This is a genomic window from Micromonospora sp. NPDC049645 (assembly GCF_040675155.1).
Lineage (GTDB): Bacteria > Actinomycetota > Actinomycetes > Mycobacteriales > Micromonosporaceae > Micromonospora.
The window spans coordinates 336,546-355,007 of sequence record NZ_JBFAOI010000005.1; the positions used below are offsets into that span (position 1 = coordinate 336,546).

Consider the following 18,462-nt stretch of genomic DNA (forward strand, 5'->3'; position numbering starts at 1 on the left):
GCGACCGCACCGCCGCCGCCTGGAAGCCTAGGCGCGAAACGGCTGGTAGGAACCGTGCCGACGGGCGATCCGAGCGGCCCGCCGGACATTTGATGGCGTCGATCAGGTTGATTGACGCCCGTCAGCGGCGGCGGCTAGGTTTCTGGACCATCGTCCAGGCGGGCGCCGTCAGCGGACGGCCCTGGGCTGCCACACGATGGAGGTTCCATGGCAACGGCAACCCCGAAGAGATGGCATGTCATCGCCGCCGCGACCGCGCTGTTGGTCGTCGGCGCACCCGCCGTCGTCGCCAGCGCCGGCCCGTCCGCGACCGCCGCCAGCCGGCCCGACCGCGTCGAGTGGGCGGGCAGTTGGGCCACCGCGGTCACCCGGGGCAACTCGGTCGGGTTGACCAACACCGGCCTCAACGACCAGAGCGTCCGGATGATCGTGCACGTCTCGGTGGGCGGCCCGGCGCTGCGGGTACGCCTGAGCAACCTGTACGGCGAGCAGGCGGTCAAGGTCGGTCGCGCCACCGTCGCCCGACCCAACACCGCCACCCCGGACGATTTGTCCGACATCGACGCGGCGTCGGTGCGCCCGCTGACCTTCACCGGTGCCGCCTCGGCGACCATGAACCGGGGCGCCGAACTGCTCAGCGACCCGTTGGCCTTCCCGGTGGCGGACGACAGTGACCTGGTGCTCACCGTGCACTTCCCGACGCCGACCGGCCCGACCACGTTCCACGGGCAGTCCCAGCAGGCCAACTTCATCGGCGCGGGGGACCTGACCGGAGCTACCGGGGGCGCCGGGTTCACCACCCGTCCCACCTGCTGCTGGTTCTTCCTGTCCGGCATCGACGTGCAGCGCAGGGGCAGCCCCGGCGCGCTGGTCGTGCTCAGCGACTCCATCGGGGACGGCAACGGCAGCACCGTCAACGCCAACCGGCGCTGGCCCGACCTGCTCTCCGACCGGCTGCTCGCCGACCGGCCGGACAAGCACACCCCGGGTGTGCTCAACCTGAGCCTGGCCGGCAACCGGCTCAACCACGAGGGCACCGAGCCGGGCGACGGCAACTACCCCGGCTACTACCAGCTCGGCCCGAACGCGGCGGCCCGACTCAACGAGGACGTCTTCGGCCAGACCGGGGTGCGTACCGTCGTCACCCACCTGGGCATCAACGACATCTGGATGTCGAACGACTCGCCCGACGCGATCATCGCCACCCTGCGGCAGATCAACCAGCAGCTCCAGCAGCGCGGGCTGACCAGCCTGGTGGCGACGCTGACGCCGTACGAGGGGCACGGCGCGCCGGGCGTGTGGACGCCGCAGAAGGAGGCCACCCGCCAGGCGGTGAACGCGTACCTGCGCGGCAGCCGGGAGTTCGACGGGCTGCTCGACTTCGACCGGGTCCTGCGCGACCCGGCCCGGCCCAGCCAACTGCTGCCCGCGTACGACTCGGGTGACCACATCCACCCGAACGACGCCGGCAACCAGGCACTGGCCGACGCGGTGCCGCTGCGACTGCTCGACCTGTGACACCGGTCGGGGGCGGCGGGTGACCCCGTCGTCCCCGGCCACCGACATCGGCGGGGAGGAGTTGGCCGTGGACGTGGAGGAGATACTCACCGGCCTGTACAGCGAACAGGGCAGGCAGGACCCGTACCCGTGGTACGCGCAGTTGCACCGGCTCGGCCCGGTCAGCGCGGTGCCGGCGCGTCCCGAACACCCGACGGTGGCCGCGGTCGCGGTCGGCTACGACCTCGTCGACGGGTTGCTGCGCGCTGCGGAGTGGACGAAGCAGCCGCCCCCGGGGTGGGAGGAGCAGGAGATCCTGCGTACCTTCCAGACCTCGATGATGTTCATCAATCCGCCCGATCACACCCGGATGCGGCACGTCTTCTCCCGCACCTTCACGCCGCGCCGCCTCGGCGCGCTGGAACCGGTGATCCTGCGGGTGGTCGACGAGTTGCTGGACCGGATGGCCGACGCCGGGGATGGCGTCGTCGACTTCGTGGCCGACTTCGCGTACCCGATCCCGGCCCTGGTGATGGCGGAGTTCATCGGCATTCCGGCCGGCGAGTTGCCCTGGTACCGCGAGTGCGTGGAGCGGATCGACGAGTTCCTGGACGTGGCGGGGAAGACCCCACAGCGGCTCGCCGCGGCCAACGCCGCCGCGCGGGACCTGGGGGTCTTCTACCGGGAGTTGCTGGGGCACCGCCGCCGGGTGCCCGGCGACGACCTGCTCAGCGGGTTGGTCGAGGCGCTCGACTCCGGGGAGGTGGAGCTGACCGAGGAGGAGTTGATCAGCAACCTGATCGTGCTGTTCAACGCCAGCTTCGTCACCACCGTCTACATGTTCAGCAACGGGCTGCCGCTGCTGTTGGCCCACCCGGAGACGGTCGCGGCGCTGCCCACCGACGCGACGCTGGCCACCGGCTGCGTCGACGAGGTGCTGCGCCTGGCGAGCCCGGTGCACTTCCTGGCCCGCGCCGCGCCGGCCGACACGGCGCTGGACGGCGTGCCGGTCGCCAAGGACGCCAACGTGCTGATCATGATCGGGGCGGCCAACCGGGACCCGGCCCGCTTCCCGGCCCCGGACACCTTCGACCCGACCCGTTCCGGTCCCGCGTCGCTGGCCTTCGGGGCGGGCCTGCACTTCTGCCTCGGCGCGGCGGTGTCGCGGTTGGAGGGACGCCTCGCGCTGCCCCGACTGTTCGCCCGGTTCCCCGCACTGGCGGTCACCGAGACGCCGACGTACAGCGGCAGCCTGTTCCTGCGCGGCATCGACAAGCTGCTGGTCAGCACCGGCGGATAGGAGCGACATGGCAGTGCACCCGGAGGTGGCGGCGTACCGGGCGGCCCGTGCCGCAGCCGGCACCCCACCGCTGTACGCGCAGACCCTCGGCGAGGCGCGCGCCGCGGACCTGGCCGCGATCCGCGCCGGCACCGGCGCGGTCGAGCCGGTGACCGAGGTACGCGACGAGCGCATCCCCGGCCCCGCCGGGGACCTGCCGCTGCGGGTGTACCGGCCGGCCGGGTCGGGTCCGCTGCCCACCCTGCTGTACCTCTTCGGCGGCGGCTGGACGCTCGGCAGCATCGACACGGCCGACGGCATCTGCCGGCGGCTGGCCAACGCCGTGCCCTGTCAGGTGATCACCGTCGGCTACCGACTCGCCCCGGAGCATCCCTTTCCGGCGGCGGTGCGCGACTGTCACGCCGCCGCCTCGTGGATCGCCCGGCACGCCGACGAGCTGGGCGTGGACCCGGCCCGGTTGGCGGTGGGCGGCGACAGCGCCGGCGGGAACCTCGCCGCGGCGGTCACCCTGCTCTGCCGCACCGACGGGCCACCGCTCACCGCGCAGCTGCTGGTCTACCCGAACACCGACCAGAGCGGCGCGCCGAACGACCCGACCGGCGACGATGACCCGACGCTGTTCAACCGCCGCTCGGTCGCGTGGTACCGGGCGCACTATTTGCCCGACCCGGCGCACGCCCGCGATCCGCTGGCCTCGCCACTGCTCGCCGACGACCTGTCCGGGTTGCCGCCGGCGCTGGTGGTCACCGCCGAGCTGGACCCGCTGTGCGCCGAGGGGCAGCGGTACGCCGAACGGCTGCGCGAGGCCGGTGTGCCCACCCGGCTGGAGCACTACCCGGGCATGATCCACGGCTTCTTCGCCATGCCGGGGCTCTTCACCGACGGGCGACGGGCGCAGGGGAGCGCGGCGGCGTTCCTGCGCGAGCGGTTCGGACTGCCGGTCCGGCCCGCCGGTTCCGACGGGGCTGCCGCGGCGACCGGCCCGGCGGTGGGCGATGGGTGAGCGGGTGCTGACCGGCCCGCCGGCCGTGTCGCTCGCCGACTACGCCGAGCGGGCCCGGGCCGTGCTGCCGCCGGACGTGTGGGACTACCTGGCCGGTGGCAGCGCGTCCGAGGTGACCCTCGCCGCGAACCGGCACGCGTTGGACCGGGTCGCGGTGCTGCCCCGGGTGCTGCGCGGGGTGGACACCGTCGACCTCGGCACCCGGCTGCTCGGCCGTTCGTACGCCATGCCGGTCGGCGTGGCGCCGATGGCGTACCAGCGGCTGGTGCACCCGGACGGGGAACGGGGCCTGGCGGCGGCGGCCGGCGCGGCCGGTATCCCGTACCTGGCGAGCACGCTGGGCAGCACGCCCATCGAGCAGGTGACCGGCGCGGGAGCGGACGTCTGGTTCCAGCTGTACTGGCTGCGTGACCGGGGTCTCGTCCGCGACCTGCTGGACCGGGTCGTCGCGGCCGGCTGCCGGGCGTTGGTGGTCACCGTGGACGTTCCGGTGCTCGGTCGACGTCCCCGGGACCTGCGCAACGCGTTCCGGCTGCCGGCCGAGGTGGTCGCCGCGAACCTCTCCGAGGGTCGCGACGCGCTGGCGCACTCCGGTGCCCCCGGGGTGTCCGCGATCGCCGCGCACACCGCCGCGTCGTTCGCGCCGGCGCTGCGCTGGGCGGACCTGGCGTGGCTGCGCGAGCAGGTCGACCTGCCGCTGGTGGTCAAGGGGCTACTGGACCCGCGTGACGCGGTCGAGGCGGTCCGGGTCGGCGCGGACGCGGTGGTCGTCTCCAACCACGGCGGGCGGCAGTTGGACGGATCGCCGGCGAGCGTCACCATGTTGCCGGAGGTCGTCGACGCGGTCGGGGACGGTTGCCAGGTGCTGCTGGACAGCGGCATCCGGGGCGGCACCGACGTGCTGCGGGCGCTGGCGTTGGGCGCGGCCGGGGTGCTGGTCGGCCGGCCGCTGCTCTGGGCGCTGGCCGTCGGTGGCGAGTCGGCCGCCCGGGACGCGTTGGCGCTGCTCGCCGCCGAACTGACCGACGCGCTCACCCTGGCCGGCTGCGCGGACACCGGGGCGGCCGGTCGGCTGCGCACCCTCGGGGTGGGTTGAGTGGTGACCGCCGCCGAACCGGTCGACCTGACCGTCGCCGACCTGCATCCCGCGCTGGGCGATCCGGCGCTGACCTCGATGAACTTCCTCAACGAGGTGTCCGAGCGCTACCCGGCGGCGGTGTCTCTCGCGGCCGGCCGGCCGTACGAGGAGTTCTTCGACCTCGCGGCGGTGCACCGGCACCTGGACACCTTCCACCGGCACCTCGTCGACGACCTGGGGCACCCACCCGAGCAGGCCCGGCGGCTGCTGCTGCAGTACGGCCGCACCAAGGGCATCGTGCATCACCTGATCGCCCGCAACCTCGCGGTCGACGAGCAGATCACCGTCGACCCGGAGGCCGTGGTGGTGACGGTCGGCTGCCAGGAGGCGATGTTCCTGGTGCTGCGGGCGTTGCGGGCCGGGCCGACGGACGTGCTGCTCGCGGTGGCCCCGACCTACGTCGGGCTGACCGGGGCGGCCCGGCTGGTGGACCTGCCGGTGTGGCCGGTCGCCGGTGGGTCGTCCGGAGTCGATCTGGCCGACCTGACGCTCCAGGTACGCCGGGCGCGGGCGGCGGGGCTGCGACCGCGCGGCTGCTACCTGATGCCGGACTTCGCGAACCCCTCCGGGGTCAGCATCGACACCGCCCACCGGCGACGGCTGTTGGAGGTGGCCGCCGAGGAGGATCTGCTGCTGCTGGAGGACAACCCGTACGGCCTGTTCCACCTGGACGACGGGCCGCGTCCGCCCACCCTCAAGGCACTGGACACCGAACGGCGGGTGATCTACCTCGGCTCGTTCGCCAAGACCGTGCTCCCCGGCGCGCGGGTCGGGTACGTGGTCGCCGACCAGCGGGTGGCCGGCGCGGACGGTCAGATCGGCCCGTTCGCCGACCACCTCGCCATGATCAAGAGCATGGTCACGGTGAACACGTCCCCGATCGCGCAGGCGGTGATCGGCGGCCGGCTGCTGGAGCACGGATGCAGCCTGGTGGCCGCGAACGGCCGGGAGCGCGCCGCGTACGCCCGGAACATGCGCCACCTGGTGACCGGCCTGACCCGGCGCTTCCCCGATCGGCCGGACCGGCCGGCGGCGGTGCGCTGGACGGTGCCGGCCGGTGGGTTCTTCGTGGTGGTGACCGTGCCGTTCCCGGTCGACGACGCGTTGCTGGACCGTTCGGCGCGCGACTACGGGGTGCTGTGGACGCCGATGGCGCACTTCTACGACGACACCGCGCCGGTCCGCGCCTTGCGGTTGTCGGTCAGCGCGGTGACGCCGGAGCAGATCGACGTCGGGTTGGATCGCCTCGCGGCGCTGATCACCGACCGGTTGACGGGCCGGACGGGTTGACACACCGCGTTCATCGGATGGCAATGCGCGACGACCCGCCTGCCGCCGTCCTGGTTGGACGGTCATAATAGGCCGCATGGTTGCCTGGGAGTACGCCCTGCTCGTCCGCCGCTATCAGGGACAGGGCCGCAATTTTCACGTCTCGTTCGTCTGGTACGCGCCGGACGGGTCACGTAAGGACATCACCGCCTACGGCGACACGGCCATCGCGCACCTCAACCGGGCCGGCCGCGAGGGGTGGGAGCTGGTCTCCGCCGCCGAGGACGTCAACAACGTCCAGGGCAGCACCGAGGTCCACCGCTACCACCTGAAGCGCCCCATGTCCTGACCCCCGGGGCCGCCACCCCGGCCCGCGTCGATCATGGAGTTGTGGTGGTGGACAAAAGCCGCCACTCACCCGGACTCGGGCACCACCACTCCATGATCGACGCGGGTCGCTGAGTCAGCTCAGGTCGACCGCCGGGTAGAGCGGGTGCGTGGCCAGCAGGTCGGTGGCCTGGCGGGCGACCTTGTCGGCCAGGTCGGCGTCGAGGGTGTACTTCGCCTTCGACGGGGTGCCGTCGGCGTTGGCGCCGGCGGTGGTCTGGGCCAGCACGGTGTGGATCAGCTCCGCGGTCTGGTCCATCTCGGCGGTGCCCAGGCCCCGGGTGGTCAGCGCCGGGGTGCCGATCCGGATGCCGGACGTGTACCAGGCGCCGTTCGGGTCCTGCGGGACCGAGTTGCGGTTGGTGACGATGCCGGAGTCCAGGAGGGCCTGCTCGGCCTGCCGGCCGGTGAGCCCGTAGCCGGACACGTCGATCAGCACCAGGTGGTTGTCGGTGCCGCCGGTGACCAGCGTCGCGCCGCGGCGCAGCAGCCCCTCGGCGAGCGCCTGCGCGTTGTCCACGATCCGCTGGGCGTAGTCGGCGAAGTCGGGCCGGCGGGCCTCGGCGAGCGCGACCGCCTTGGCGGCCATCACGTGCGGCAGCGGACCGCCGAGCACCATCGGGCAGCCCCGGTCCACCTGGTCGGCCAACTCCGGCTGGCAGAGCACCATGCCGCCGCGCGGGCCGCGCAACGACTTGTGCGTGGTGGTGGTGACGATGTGCGCGTGCGGCACCGGGTCGAAGTCGCCGGTGAACACCTTGCCGGCCACCAGGCCGGCGAAGTGCGCCATGTCGACCATGAAGGTCGCGCCGACCGAGTCGGCGATCTCGCGCAGGATCCGGAAGTTCACCTTCCGGGGGTACGCCGAGTAGCCGCCCACCAGGATCAGCGGCTTGAACTCGCGGGCGGCCTCGGCCACCCGGTCGTAGTCGATGAGCCCGGTCGCCGGGTCGGTGCCGTAGCTGCGCTGGTCGAACATCTTGCCGGAGATGTTCGGCCGGAAGCCGTGGGTGAGGTGGCCACCGGCGTCCAGCGACATGCCGAGCATCCGCTGGTTGCCCAGCTCGCGACGCAGCGCGAACCAGTCGGCCTCGGTGAGGTCGTTGACCTGACGGACCTGGGCCTTCTTCAGGGCGGGGGACTCCACCCGGTCGGCCAGCACCGCCCAGAACGCGACCAGGTTGGCGTCGATGCCCGAGTGCGGTTGCACGTACGCGTGCGCCGCGCCGAACAGCTCCCGGGCGTGCTCGGCGGCGAGCGCCTCGACGGTGTCGACGTTCTGGCAGCCGGCGTAGAAGCGGCGGCCGACGGTGCCCTCGGCGTACTTGTCGCTGAACCAGTTGCCCATGGCCAGCAGGGTCGCCGGGGAGGCGTAGTTCTCGCTGGCGATCAGCTTGAGCGACTCCCGCTGGTCGGTCAGCTCGGCGCCGATGGCGTCGGCGACCCGCGGCTCGACAGCCCGGATCACCTCGAGGGCACTCCGGAATGCGGTGGACTCGGCGTTGCGGGACATGCGACCTCCAACAGACAAGCGGGAAGGCCCAGGCGCTCGGCAAACGTCCACGTGACGAGGCCGCTCCCCGATGGTTCTCCATCCCCACGCGCCAGTAACGGCCCGGGCCGATCCTACCGGGCCGGAACCGGCCGTTCGGGCCGCCCTCCGGGAGGCGACCCCGCCGACGTGATTGGGCGTTGCGTCGCGGGGCACACGGTAGGGGACCACCGCACCGTCACGGGTGCGGCCAGGGTTCGCACAGAAGGAGTCGAGAACATGACCACACCCACCTCCGACCGGCCGCTCGCCCTGGTGACCGGGGCCTCCAGCGGCATCGGGTACGAGCTGGCGGCGCAGTTCGTCGAGCACGGCTTCGACGTGGTGATCGCGGCCGAGGACGAGGGCATCGAACTGGCGGCACAGAAGCTGCACCGCGACGGCGGCCCGCAGATCTGGTCGGTCCGCGTCGACCTGGCCCGCGAGCAGGGCGTGACGGAGCTGGTGGCCGCCGTGACCGCGACCGGACGGCCGCTGGACGCGCTGGCGCTCAACGCCGGTCGCGGTGCCGGCGGCGCCTTCGTCGGCGGCACCGACCTCGCCGACGAGCTGGAGATCGTCGACCTCAACGTGCGCTCGACGGTGCACCTGGCGAAGCGGCTGCTGCCCGGGATGGTCGAGCGGGGCGCCGGCCGGGTCCTCTTCACCTCGTCGATCGCCTCCACCATGCCCGGGCCGTTCCAGGCGGTCTACAACGCGTCGAAGTCGTTCGTGCAGTCCTTCGCCGAGGCGCTGCGCAACGAGTTGAAGGACACCGGCGTCACGGTGACCTCGCTGATGCCCGGGCCGACCGACACGGAGTTCTTCGACCGGGCCGAGATGGAGGACACCCGGGTGGGCTCGGGCCGCAAGGACGACCCGGCGAAGGTCGCCGAGCAGGGCTTCGAGGCGATGATGAGGGGTGATCAGACGATTACCGCCGGCTCGCTGCTGAACAAGGTGCAGACCGCAGCCGGCAAGATCATCCCGGACCGGCTCAAGTCCGAGCAGCACCGCCGGATGGCCGAGCCGGGATCGGGGAGCTGACCTGTGGTGCACGACGAAGGGCCCGGCGTACTGCCGGGCCCTTCGTGGTGAGCGGCGGCCTCAGGCCGTCACCGCGTCCATCGCCTTCTTGATCGCCTTCGGCTCGGTGGGGGTACGCGGCGCGTCCGCGCGCAGCGCGATCATCTTCTCGCCGATCTCCTGGAGCTGCTTGCGGCCCAGCGCGTCGCGGACCTTGGGGAACCACTCCTGCTCTTCCTCCTCGACGTGGTGTGTGACGTTTTCGATCAGCACCGTCGTCTTGGCGTTGAACCGCTCGTCGGCGGCGTCCATGCCGGCCAGCTCGGCGCAGAGCACGTCGGCGACGTGGTGTTCCTCGTACGACTCGAGGATGTCGTCCTCCAGGTCGGGCAGCAGCCGGCGGACCTCCGGGTACATCACCTCGTTCTCCAGATAGGTGTGCACCGTCAGCGCCTCCAGGATCTGGTCCACCAGCTTCTGCCGCTGGCTCGCCGGACCCTCCTCGGCGTCCTGGAAGGCCTTGAACAGGCGGCGCATTTCCTTGTGGTCCTCTTTGAGCAGGACGATGGCATCGGTCGACACCGGCATGACCTCCCTGAAAATCGTGGCTGGTGTGGCTCCGGTACCCCGACGTCGAATGCGGAAACAAGCTGAAAACGCCTCAGACCATGGCCAGGGTGCGGGGGATCTCGTCGAGCAACTCCCGAGCCAGAAAACCGATCCGGCCGTAGCGGGGAATCAGCCGCTGGCCGCTCACCGAGTGCGCGAACGAGCCCCAACAGGCGGCCTGAGCCGGGTCGGCGCCCCGGGACAGCAGCCCCGCCAGCAGCCCGGCCAGCACGTCCCCGCTGCCGGACGTGCCCAGCCCGGCATCGCCGCTCTCCTCCCGCCAACCCCGCCCGTCCGGGGCCGCCACGTGCCCGTACAGCGACACGACCGCCTCGTACCGGACGGCCAACTCGGCCGCCTCGGCGTCCAGGTCGTCGCCCGGGTCCCGCCCGAGCAGGTGCTCGGCCTCGGTGACGTTGGGCGTGAGCACCACGGGCCGACCCGAGCCGATCAGCAGGTCCGGCGCGTGGCTGAGCGCACCGAGGGCGTACGCGTCGAGCACCAGCGACGTGTCCGGGCGGGCCGCCTCCAGGACCAGGCCCAACAGCCGGTTGGTCTCGTCGATGGCCTTCAGGCCGGGGCCGATCGCCACCACGTCTGCCTGCGCGACCAGGTCGCCGAGCTGACCGTCCCGGTCGGCGGCCACCGCGCCGTCGGCGGTCTCCGGCAGACCGACCACCAGTGCCTCCGGCACCTGGATGCTCAGCGCGGCGGCGGTGGACTCGGCGGCGGCGAGCTGGAGCACCCCGGCGCCGGCGCGCAGCGCGGCCACCCCGGCGAGCAGGACCGCGCCCGGGGTGAAGCGGGAGCCGCCGACCACCAACACGGTGCCCCGGCTCTCCTTTCCACCGGCCGGCACCGGCAGCGCCCAGTCCCGCAGCAGCCTCGGCGTGATCACCTTCACCTCAGACCGGTTCGGCATGGATCTCGTCCTCCCTGGTCGGCTGGGCGCCCTGCTGACGCAGGTGCTCGACGTGGTTGAAGGCGGTGAGCGCCAGGCGGTCCTCGGCGTCCGCCGACCACTCGGTGATCGAACAGTTCGCGATCACCTCCTGCTTGGTGAGCGCCATCAGCTCGTCCTCGGTCAACCCCTCCACCAGGTAGCGAAGCAGGAAGACCAGCGCGTCGTGGCCGAAGAGCAGCACCCGGCATCCCTCGTGGTCGCGGCGCAGGTCGCCCAGCAGCGTCCGCAGTCGTAGTGCCACGTCGGTCCAGGACTCCCCGCCCGGCGGCCGGTAGTAGAACTTGCCCAGCCGGGCCCGACGATCGGCCTCGTCCGGGTAGCGTCGCCGCACCCCGTGCCCGGTCAGCCCGTCCAGGATGCCCAGTTCCCGGTCGCGCAGCCGCTCGTCGCGGTGGACGGGGATGCCGGTGCCGGCCAGCGCCAACCGGGAGGTCTGCACCGCGCGCAGGTACGGCGACACCACCGCGACGTCCGGGCGCTTCGCGTCCGGAAGCTCGGCCAGCCAGCGGCCGGTCGCCCGAGCCTGGTCCTCGCCGGTCGCGGAGAGCGGCACGTCGGCGTCGCGGTGGGTGAGGTCGATCAGCTCCGCGCCCGACGCCTCGGCGTGCGTCGCCGCGACGTTCGCGGTGCTCTCGCCGTGCCGGACGATCCAGAGGGTTGCCAGTTCCGCCATGCGGCCCCCCTACCCGGGTGCCGTCACCGGTAACCGTGTCCGGCCATCCGCCCTGCCGATGTCCGTTCAGTGGGCGTCCGTTGTCCGCGCAGGTCGTACCCTCGGTGACGTGGCGACGGCGGCGCAGGAGATCCAGGTGGGGGAGCGGCTGGTCCGCGTCTCCAGCCCCGACAAGCCGTACTTCCCGGAGCGGGGGCTGACCAAGCTGGACGTGGTCCGCTACTTCCTGGCGGTGGGTGACGGCATCCTGCGCGCTCTGCGGGACCGGCCGACCATGCTGGAACGCTGGCCGCGCGGTGTCTTCGAGGGCGCGACGATCGCCACCCGGCAGACCAACCGGGGTGACGCGTTCTACCAGAAACGGCTGCCGGCCGGTGCGCCCGACTGGGTGCGGACCGCGCACATCACCTTCCCCAGCGGGCGCACCGCCGACGAGATCGCGCCGAGCGAGTTGGCCGTGGTCATCTGGGCGGCCAACTTGGGCACCCTGCGGTTCCACCCGTGGCCGGTCACCGCCGCCGACGTGGAACGCCCCGACCAGTTGCGCATCGACCTGGACCCGATGCCCGGCGTCGGTTTCGAGCAGGTGGTGCCGGTGGCGCACGGGGTGCGGGCGTTCCTGGCCGAGCTGGGCATGACCGGTTACCCGAAGACCACCGGCGGTCGGGGCCTGCACGTCTACCTGTCGATCGAGCCGCGGTGGAGCTTCGGTGAGTGCCGTCGGGCGGTGCTCGCGCTGGGCCGGGAGATGCAGCGCCGGCTGCCGGAACTGGTCACCACGACCTGGTGGCGTGAGCAGCGCGACCGGCCCGTCTTCGTCGACTACAACCAGATGGCCCGGGACCACACGGTGACGTCGGCGTACTCGATCCGACCGACGCCGGCCGCGCTGGTCTCCGCGCCGCTGGACTGGTCGGAGTTGGACCAGGTCCGCCCGGAGGACTTCGACGTGCTCAGCATGCCGGCCCGGTTCGCCGAGCGGGGCGACCCGCACGCCGGCCTGGACGGTGACCGGCACTCGCTGGAACCGCTGCTGGAACTGGCCGACCGGGACGGGTTGGAGGCCCCGCCGGAGCGCTGAGCCCCGGCGGTCACGCCCAGGGGCTGCCGGCCCCGTCGAACTCCTCGAAGACCAGCCAGGTGCGGGTGGACAGCACCCCGGGAATGCTCTGCACCCGCCCCAACACCACGTCGCGCAGCGCGGCGTTGTCCGGCGCGCGGACCAGCGCGAGCACGTCGTGGTCACCACCGAGCAGCGCGGCGTGCTCGATGTAGCGCACCCGGGCCAGTTCGGCCGACACCTCCCGCCAGGTGTTCTGCTCGATGGTCAGGGCGATGTACGCCGAGGTGCCCAGCCCGGCCGCCTCGGGCGCCACCTGGGCCCGGAACCCGGTGATCACCCCGTCGCGCAGCAACCGCTCCACCCGGGCGTACGCGTTGGTGCGGGAGATGTGGATCCGTTCGGCGAGGGTACGCACCGACGTCCGACCGTCGCGGACCAGCTCGTCGAGGATCCGCCGGTCGACCTCGTCCAACGCTCGTGCCGATCGTCCCGATCCCGCGCCCCGGTTCGCTTCGTCGGCGGTCTCCTGGCTCACCGGTGTGCCCTCCGCATGCCAACCGTCCCGCCTTCTGTGTCGATCTTGAGTCAATCATCCACAAGCGGAAGCATAGGCTCACCACACGTCCCAGGAGGTTCCGCCGTGACGACCACTCCCCAGGCGGTCCGCAGGGCATCCCCGCGCACCCGTCGGGCGGTCACCCCGCCCGACCCGGCGCGCTCGTTGCTGCCGGACGCCGAGCCGGTCCGCCTGCTCGCCGAGAACGGCACGCCGCTGCCCGCCCGCACCGACTACCCCGAGCCACCCGTCGAGGTGCTGCGCGAGCTGTACCGCCGGATGGTGCTCGGTCGCCGCTTCGACACCCAGGCCACCGCCCTGACCAAGCAGGGCCGCCTCGCCGTCTACCCGTCCTCGCGGGGCCAGGAGGCATGCCAGGTCGGCGCGGTGCTCGCGGTCCGTGACACCGACTGGGTCTTTCCCACCTACCGCGAATCGATGGCGCTGGTTGCCCGGGGCATCGATCCGGTCGAGGTGCTCACCCTGCTGCGCGGCGACTGGCACTGCGGGTACGACCCGACCGCTGCGCACACCGCACCGCAGTGCACCCCGCTCGCCACCCAGTGCGTGCACGCCGCCGGGCTGGCGCACGGCGAGGCGTACCAGGGTCGCGACACGGTGGCGCTGGCCTTCATCGGCGACGGCGCCACCAGCGAGGGCGACTTCCACGAGGGGGTCAACTTCGCCGCCGTGTTCAAGGCGCCGGTGGTCTACTTCGTGCAGAACAACAGGTACGCCATCAGCGTCCCGCTGTCGCGGCAGACCGCCGCGCCGTCGCTTGCCTACAAGGGCGTCGGCTACGGCGTCCCGAGCGAGCAGGTCGACGGCAACGACCCGGTCGCGGTGCTCGCCGTGCTCACCCGGGCGGTCGCGCACGCCCGCGCCGGCAGGGGGCCGTTCCTGGTCGAGGCGCACACCTACCGGATGGAGCCGCACACCAACGCCGACGACGCCAGTCGCTACCGCGACGGCGCCGAGGTCGACGCCTGGCGGGACCGGGACCCGGTCGCCCGGCTGGAGACCTACCTGCGGGCCCGTGGGGTGCTCGACGACGCGGCGGTCGCCGAGATCGCCGCGCAGGCCGAGGCGTACGCGGCGGACCTGCGGACCCGGATGCACGAGCAGCCGGCGGTCGACCCGCTGAGCCTCTTCGACCACGTCTACGCCGAACCCACCCCGCAGCTGATCGAACAGCGCGAGCAGGTCCGCGCCGAACTGGCCGCCGCCCGCGACGAGGAGGGGGACGCCTGATGGCCACCACCATGGCGAAGGCGCTCAACGCCGCGCTGGCCGACGCGCTCGCCGCCGACGACCGCGTCGTCGTCTTCGGCGAGGATGTCGGCGCGCTCGGCGGCGTCTTCCGGATCACCGACGGCCTGCAGGCCCGCTTCGGCGACAAGCGCTGCTTCGACACCCCCCTCGCCGAGGCCGGCATCGTCGGCTTCGCCGTCGGCCTGGCCATGTCCGGCCTGCGCCCGGTGGTCGAGATGCAGTTCGACGCGTTCGCGTACCCGGCGTTCGAGCAGATCGCCTCGCACGTGGCGAAGCTGCGCAACCGCACCCGGGGCGCGCTGAGCGTGCCGATCGTCATCCGGGTGCCCTACGCGGGCGGGATCGGCGGGGTCGAGCACCACTGCGACTCGTCCGAGGCGTACTACGCGCACACCCCCGGGTTGAAGGTGGTCACCCCGGCGACCGTCGACGACGCGTACTCACTGTTGCGCGAGGCGATCGACGACCCCGACCCGGTGGTCTTCATGGAGCCCAAGAAGCTCTACTTCGCCAGCGCCGACGCGTCGCTGCCGGCCCGCACCGAGCCGTTCGGCCGGGCCGTCGTGCGCCGTCCGGGGCGGGACGCGACCCTGGTGGCGTACGGACCGGCGGTGCCGGTCGCGCTGGAGGCCGCCGAGGCCGCCCGCGAGGAGGGGTGGGACCTGGAGGTCGTCGACGTCCGCACGATCGTGCCGTTCGACGACGCCACCATCACCGCCTCGGTCCGACGTACCGGCCGGTGCGTGGTGATCCAGGAGGCCCCCGGCTTCGCCGGAGTCGGCGCCGAGATCGCCGCCCGGGTGCAGGAGCGCTGCTTCCACGCGCTGCACGCCCCCGTCCTGCGGGTCGCCGGGCTGGACATCCCGTACCCGGCGCCGATGCTGGAGCACACCCACCTGCCCGGCGTGGACCGGGTGCTCGACGCGGTGGCCCGCCTACAGTGGGACGACCAGCCGGACGCGCGTTGGGCGGCGGCATGACCATCGCCGAACGGACGCAGGTCTTCCTCCTGCCCGACCTGGGCGAGGGGCTGAGCGAGGCCGAGATCGTCGAGTGGCGGGTCGCCGTGGGTGACGTGGTCACGGTCGACCAGAGCGTGGTCGAGGTGGAGACCGCCAAGGCCGTCGTCGACGTGCCCTGCCCGTACGCCGGGCGGGTGGTCACCCTGCACGGCGCGGTCGGTGAGGTACGCCCGGTCGGCCAGCCGTTGATCACCATCGCGCCGCTGGACGGGGGCGACGAACCCGCCGGGCACGCCACCTACCGCGAGGAGGAGCGGGCCGGCTCCGGCAACGTGCTGATCGGCTACGGCACCGGGCACGGCGGGGCGACCCGCCGTCGGCGCCGACCGCGCCTGGCCCTGGCCCCCGAGCCGGCCGATGCCGCCCGCGCCGACGCGACCGGCGGTACCGCCGAGACAGTGTCCGGCGCCCCGGCCGGAGACGCGGCCTCGACGAGCGCCCTGGTCATCTCGCCGATCGTGCGGCGGCTGGCCCGCGAGCACGGCGTGGACCTGGGCACGGTGCGGGGCACCGGGCCCGGCGGCGTGATCCGCCGTGCCGACGTGCAGGCCGCGCTGACCGTGCCCGCCGCGCGGCTCACGGCCGTGCCGGACCCGCGGGCCACGCCGAGCCCGGTCGGGGACGGCGACGTCATCGTCCCGCTCACCGGTGTCCGCAAGGTGATCGCCGACAAGCTCTCCCGCAGCCGGCGGGAGATCCCGGAGGTGACCATCTGGGTCGACGTGGACGCCACCGGGCTACTGGAGACCCGGGCCGCGATCAACGCGGCGACGCCCGACGCGCCGGTGAGCATCCTGGCCCTGCTGGCCCGGATCTGCCTCAGCGGGCTGCGCCGGTTCCCGCAGCTCAACGCCCGGGTCGACACCGAGGCGCAGCGGATCGTCCAGTCCGCCGGGGTGCACCTGGGCATCGCCGCGCAGACCGACCGGGGTCTGCTGGTGCCGGTGCTACGCGACGCCCAGCGGCTCACCACCGCCGAGCTGGCCGCCGAGCTGGCGGCGACCACCGCCGCCGCGCGCGCCGGCAGCCTGCCGCCGGCACGGCTCACCGGCGGCACCTTCACGCTGAACAACTACGGCGTGTTCGGCGTCGATGGCTCCACGCCGATCATCAACCACCCCGAGGCGGCCCTGCTCGGGATCGGTCGGATCGTGGACAAGCCGTGGGTGCTCGACGGTCAGCTCGCTGTCCGCAAGGTGACCCAGCTCAGCCTCACCTTCGACCACCGGGTCTGCGACGGCGGGGTGGCCGGTGGCTTCCTGCGGCACGTCGCCGACTGCGTGGAGCGCCCGGCGTTGCTGATCGCCGCCGTCTGACCCGTACCCCCTCGGCCCCGGCGCTGCCCCCACGGCGCCGGGGCCGACGCACGTCCGGGGTTTCCCGGCGGCGTCATCGGGAAGTCGGCCCCGCCGGAGCGAACCGAACGCGTCGAAGGGAGCCGGCCCGTGGCGAACGAGCTGCTACTCAACTCGATCCGGGTACGCCGGCCCGCCTCAGCCGGCGCGCCGCTCTACTGCAACGCCCTGGATTACGGGCTGACCGGGGACGGCTCGACCAACGACCAGCCGGCGCTGGCCGACCTCGTGGACCGCCTCGGCGCCGGGTACGCCTCCGACGGACGAGCCCGGGTGATCTACTGCCCGCCGGGCATCTACTCGATTCGGGACGCGGGCACGGTGTGGCGCAGCGGCGTGTCGCTGATCGGGGCCGGCCCGGCGGCGACCCGGTTCATGCTCAGCAACGAGGGCAACCGGGCCGACCCGACACCGTTGGCCTTCTGGACCACCGTGCAGCACGGCGCCGACCGGGACCGGCACATCGCCGACTGCACCTTCGCCGACTTCCAGATCGACGGCTCCGGGGTCGCGATGGCCGAGTACAACTACCTGGCCAAGGGCCTCGGCCTCCAGTACGTCGTGCGGGGCGTCTTCCGCAACCTCTACATCCACCACACCGCGGCCACCGGGCTGGGCTGCGACTTCCTCCAGGACTCGCTGATCGACGGCGTGATGGTGGTCGGCTGTGGCCGACTGGACAACGGCGAGCAGATGGGCGGCGCCGGCATCGGGATCGGCATCGGCGGCTGGGGAGTGGTGGAGCGGCTGACGATCGCCAACTGCACCGCCCTGGCCAACGGCACCAACGGGATCTTCCTGGAACTGCAGAAGGACTACTGGCCGCCACCGCGCGGCTACCGCATCGTCGGCTGTCACAGCCAGGGCAACCGGTTCGGCATCTCCGACTGGGGCGCCGACGGACTGATCGTCTCTGCCTGCACGATCACCGGCAACCTGGAGACCGGCTTCGACGTGTCCGCGCAGGGCACCTCGTCCGTGGCCGGTCGAGGTGGTCTGCTCACCGACTGCGTCATCGACGGCAACATGTACGACGGGGTCAGCATCGGCAACAGCCCCGGCCCGTACACCGTGCGGGGCAACCGGATCAGCGGCAACGGCCGGCACGGCTACCACGCGCACGACCTCGGCCGCGGCTACCGGGGCACGATCCGGGACGTGGTGGTCGAGAGCAACGAGTTCTGGGGCAACGGGCTGGACGCGGTCCGGATCGACCACCAGATGACCGACGCGGTGCTGCTCAACAACCGGATCCGCAACAACGGGCGGCAGTACGGCGAGGGCACCGGCGGCTCGGGTGAGGCCGTCCGCTACAGCGAGCGGTGCCTGGTGGACCGGACGGCCGACTGGCCGCACGACGGGCACCGGGGCAAGGTCCTACGGGTCGGTCGAGCCGTGGCCATGGTGGCCTCCAACACCGGCGACGAACTCACCCTCGCCCCGGTCCGCCCGGACGCGATCAGCGCGTGGAGCGGTGACGTGCCGCCGCCGGGCTGCGCGTACGAGTTGGCCGCCGCACCCCGGTGGCGGGCCGGGATCACCATCGACGCGCCGTTCGACTCGGCCACCATCCGGGGTAACCGGATCTGGGACAACCACGACGACCAGACCCAGACGCACGGGCTGTGGATCACCGGGCGCGGCAGCTGCGTGGACTGCCGGGTCGAGGACAACGACCTGGCCGGCAACGCCGTCGAGGGGATGCGACTGGACACCCCGCCGGTCGGCGGCCGGTGGCGGGACAACCACCTGGACAACGACTGGAGCTGACCGCCCGCCCCCAGCGCGCGTCAGCGC

17 protein-coding genes and 1 riboswitch are annotated in these 18,462 nt (G+C 72.7%); of the genes, 12 read left to right on the forward strand and 5 right to left on the reverse strand.

What is annotated here, in order from left to right:
- Positions 1-240 precede the first annotated feature (240 nt).
- The 6 genes from AB0J33_RS15165 to AB0J33_RS15190 all read left to right on the forward strand — a co-directional run bounded on the left by AB0J33_RS15165 (position 241) and on the right by AB0J33_RS15190 (position 6,556).
- The gene (locus tag AB0J33_RS15165; RefSeq protein ID WP_363613927.1) at positions 241-1,518 is read left to right on the forward strand and encodes an SGNH/GDSL hydrolase family protein; all 1,278 of its coding nucleotides are present in this window, start codon (positions 241-243) and stop codon (positions 1,516-1,518) included.
- Positions 1,519-1,585: 67 nt separating this feature from the next.
- The gene (locus tag AB0J33_RS15170) at positions 1,586-2,797 is read left to right on the forward strand and encodes a cytochrome P450 (RefSeq protein ID WP_363613929.1); all 1,212 of its coding nucleotides are present in this window, start codon (positions 1,586-1,588) and stop codon (positions 2,795-2,797) included.
- A gap of 7 nt (positions 2,798-2,804) precedes the next feature.
- Positions 2,805-3,800: an alpha/beta hydrolase gene (locus AB0J33_RS15175; RefSeq protein ID WP_363613790.1), complete on the forward strand. Its 996-nt coding sequence runs from the start codon at positions 2,805-2,807 to the stop codon at positions 3,798-3,800.
- Positions 3,793-4,896, forward strand: a complete 1,104-nt coding sequence (locus tag AB0J33_RS15180) for an alpha-hydroxy acid oxidase (protein ID WP_363613792.1) — start codon at positions 3,793-3,795, stop codon at positions 4,894-4,896. Before AB0J33_RS15175 ends, AB0J33_RS15180 begins: the two co-directional genes overlap by 8 nt.
- Positions 4,897-4,899: 3 nt before the next feature.
- The gene (locus AB0J33_RS15185; protein WP_363613794.1) at positions 4,900-6,228 is read left to right on the forward strand and encodes a PLP-dependent aminotransferase family protein; all 1,329 of its coding nucleotides are present in this window, start codon (positions 4,900-4,902) and stop codon (positions 6,226-6,228) included.
- 67 nt (positions 6,229-6,295) lie between these two features.
- Complete coding sequence (locus tag AB0J33_RS15190) at positions 6,296-6,556, forward strand: hypothetical protein (protein ID WP_363613931.1); 261 nt, start codon at positions 6,296-6,298, stop codon at positions 6,554-6,556.
- Positions 6,557-6,670: 114 nt separating this feature from the next.
- On the opposite strand, the gene AB0J33_RS15195 is transcribed toward AB0J33_RS15190, so the two are convergent.
- Positions 6,671-8,107 carry a glycine hydroxymethyltransferase gene (locus tag AB0J33_RS15195; RefSeq protein WP_363613796.1) on the reverse strand — a complete coding sequence of 479 codons (1,437 nt, stop codon included), beginning with the start codon at positions 8,105-8,107 and terminating at the stop codon, positions 6,671-6,673.
- Between the two features lie 19 nt (positions 8,108-8,126).
- A riboswitch (ZMP/ZTP riboswitch) is annotated at positions 8,127-8,216 on the reverse strand.
- A 149-nt stretch (positions 8,217-8,365) separates the two neighbouring features.
- Between AB0J33_RS15195 and AB0J33_RS15200 the strand changes: the two genes are divergently transcribed.
- Positions 8,366-9,172 (forward strand): SDR family NAD(P)-dependent oxidoreductase, encoded by an 807-nt coding sequence (locus AB0J33_RS15200; RefSeq protein WP_363613798.1) that lies wholly within the window; start codon positions 8,366-8,368, stop codon positions 9,170-9,172.
- A 60-nt stretch (positions 9,173-9,232) separates the two neighbouring features.
- Here the strand turns inward: AB0J33_RS15200 and AB0J33_RS15205 are convergent, their stop codons facing one another.
- From AB0J33_RS15205 to AB0J33_RS15215, 3 genes are all read right to left on the reverse strand, one after another.
- A complete protein-coding gene (locus AB0J33_RS15205) occupies positions 9,233-9,733 on the reverse strand; it encodes a hemerythrin domain-containing protein (RefSeq protein WP_363613800.1) in 501 nt (166 codons plus the stop codon).
- Positions 9,734-9,812: 79 nt separating this feature from the next.
- The gene (locus AB0J33_RS15210; protein WP_363613802.1) at positions 9,813-10,682 is read right to left on the reverse strand and encodes an NAD(P)H-hydrate dehydratase; all 870 of its coding nucleotides are present in this window, start codon (positions 10,680-10,682) and stop codon (positions 9,813-9,815) included.
- The gene (locus AB0J33_RS15215; protein WP_363613804.1) at positions 10,666-11,397 is read right to left on the reverse strand and encodes a histidine phosphatase family protein; all 732 of its coding nucleotides are present in this window, start codon (positions 11,395-11,397) and stop codon (positions 10,666-10,668) included. Before AB0J33_RS15215 ends, AB0J33_RS15210 begins: the two co-directional genes overlap by 17 nt.
- A 58-nt stretch (positions 11,398-11,455) precedes the next feature.
- Here AB0J33_RS15215 and AB0J33_RS15220 point away from each other — a divergent pair, with 58 nt between their 5' ends.
- Positions 11,456-12,478 (forward strand): DNA primase small subunit domain-containing protein, encoded by a 1,023-nt coding sequence (locus AB0J33_RS15220; protein WP_363613806.1) that lies wholly within the window; start codon positions 11,456-11,458, stop codon positions 12,476-12,478.
- Between the two features lie 10 nt (positions 12,479-12,488).
- On the opposite strand, the gene AB0J33_RS15225 is transcribed toward AB0J33_RS15220, so the two are convergent.
- Entirely contained in the window at positions 12,489-12,932 is a 444-nt protein-coding gene (locus tag AB0J33_RS15225; RefSeq protein WP_247669675.1) for an Lrp/AsnC family transcriptional regulator, read from the reverse strand.
- 135 nt (positions 12,933-13,067) lie between these two features.
- Between AB0J33_RS15225 and pdhA the strand changes: the two genes are divergently transcribed.
- From pdhA to AB0J33_RS15245, 4 genes are all read left to right on the forward strand, one after another.
- Entirely contained in the window at positions 13,068-14,267 is a 1,200-nt protein-coding gene (gene pdhA / locus AB0J33_RS15230) for a pyruvate dehydrogenase (acetyl-transferring) E1 component subunit alpha (RefSeq protein ID WP_363613933.1), read from the forward strand.
- Positions 14,264-15,268, forward strand: coding sequence for a transketolase C-terminal domain-containing protein (locus tag AB0J33_RS15235; RefSeq protein WP_363613935.1), 1,005 nt, complete (start codon positions 14,264-14,266; stop codon positions 15,266-15,268). The genes pdhA and AB0J33_RS15235 overlap by 4 nt, the downstream gene beginning before the upstream one ends.
- On the forward strand, positions 15,253-16,626 hold the full coding sequence (locus AB0J33_RS15240; protein WP_363613937.1) for a dihydrolipoamide acetyltransferase family protein: 1,374 nt from the start codon (positions 15,253-15,255) through the stop codon (positions 16,624-16,626). Before AB0J33_RS15235 ends, AB0J33_RS15240 begins: the two co-directional genes overlap by 16 nt.
- A gap of 129 nt (positions 16,627-16,755) precedes the next feature.
- Positions 16,756-18,435 (forward strand): right-handed parallel beta-helix repeat-containing protein, encoded by a 1,680-nt coding sequence (locus AB0J33_RS15245; RefSeq protein ID WP_363613808.1) that lies wholly within the window; start codon positions 16,756-16,758, stop codon positions 18,433-18,435.
- Positions 18,436-18,462: the final 27 nt, after the last annotated feature.

Excerpts from the sequence above, each read along its gene's own strand:
- AB0J33_RS15175 (WP_363613790.1), top strand. The coding sequence starts at position 2,805 with ATGGCAGTGCACCCGGAGGTGGCGGCGTACCGGGCGGCCCGTGCCGCA.
- AB0J33_RS15180 (WP_363613792.1), top strand. The coding sequence starts at position 3,793 with ATGGGTGAGCGGGTGCTGACCGGCCCGCCGGCCGTGTCGCTCGCCGAC.
- AB0J33_RS15195 (WP_363613796.1), bottom strand. The coding sequence starts at position 8,107 with ATGTCCCGCAACGCCGAGTCCACCGCATTCCGGAGTGCCCTCGAGGTG.
- AB0J33_RS15200 (WP_363613798.1), top strand. The coding sequence starts at position 8,366 with ATGACCACACCCACCTCCGACCGGCCGCTCGCCCTGGTGACCGGGGCC.
- AB0J33_RS15210 (WP_363613802.1), bottom strand. The coding sequence starts at position 10,682 with ATGCCGAACCGGTCTGAGGTGAAGGTGATCACGCCGAGGCTGCTGCGG.
- AB0J33_RS15215 (WP_363613804.1), bottom strand. The coding sequence starts at position 11,397 with ATGGCGGAACTGGCAACCCTCTGGATCGTCCGGCACGGCGAGAGCACC.
- AB0J33_RS15220 (WP_363613806.1), top strand. The coding sequence starts at position 11,456 with ATGTCCGTTCAGTGGGCGTCCGTTGTCCGCGCAGGTCGTACCCTCGGT.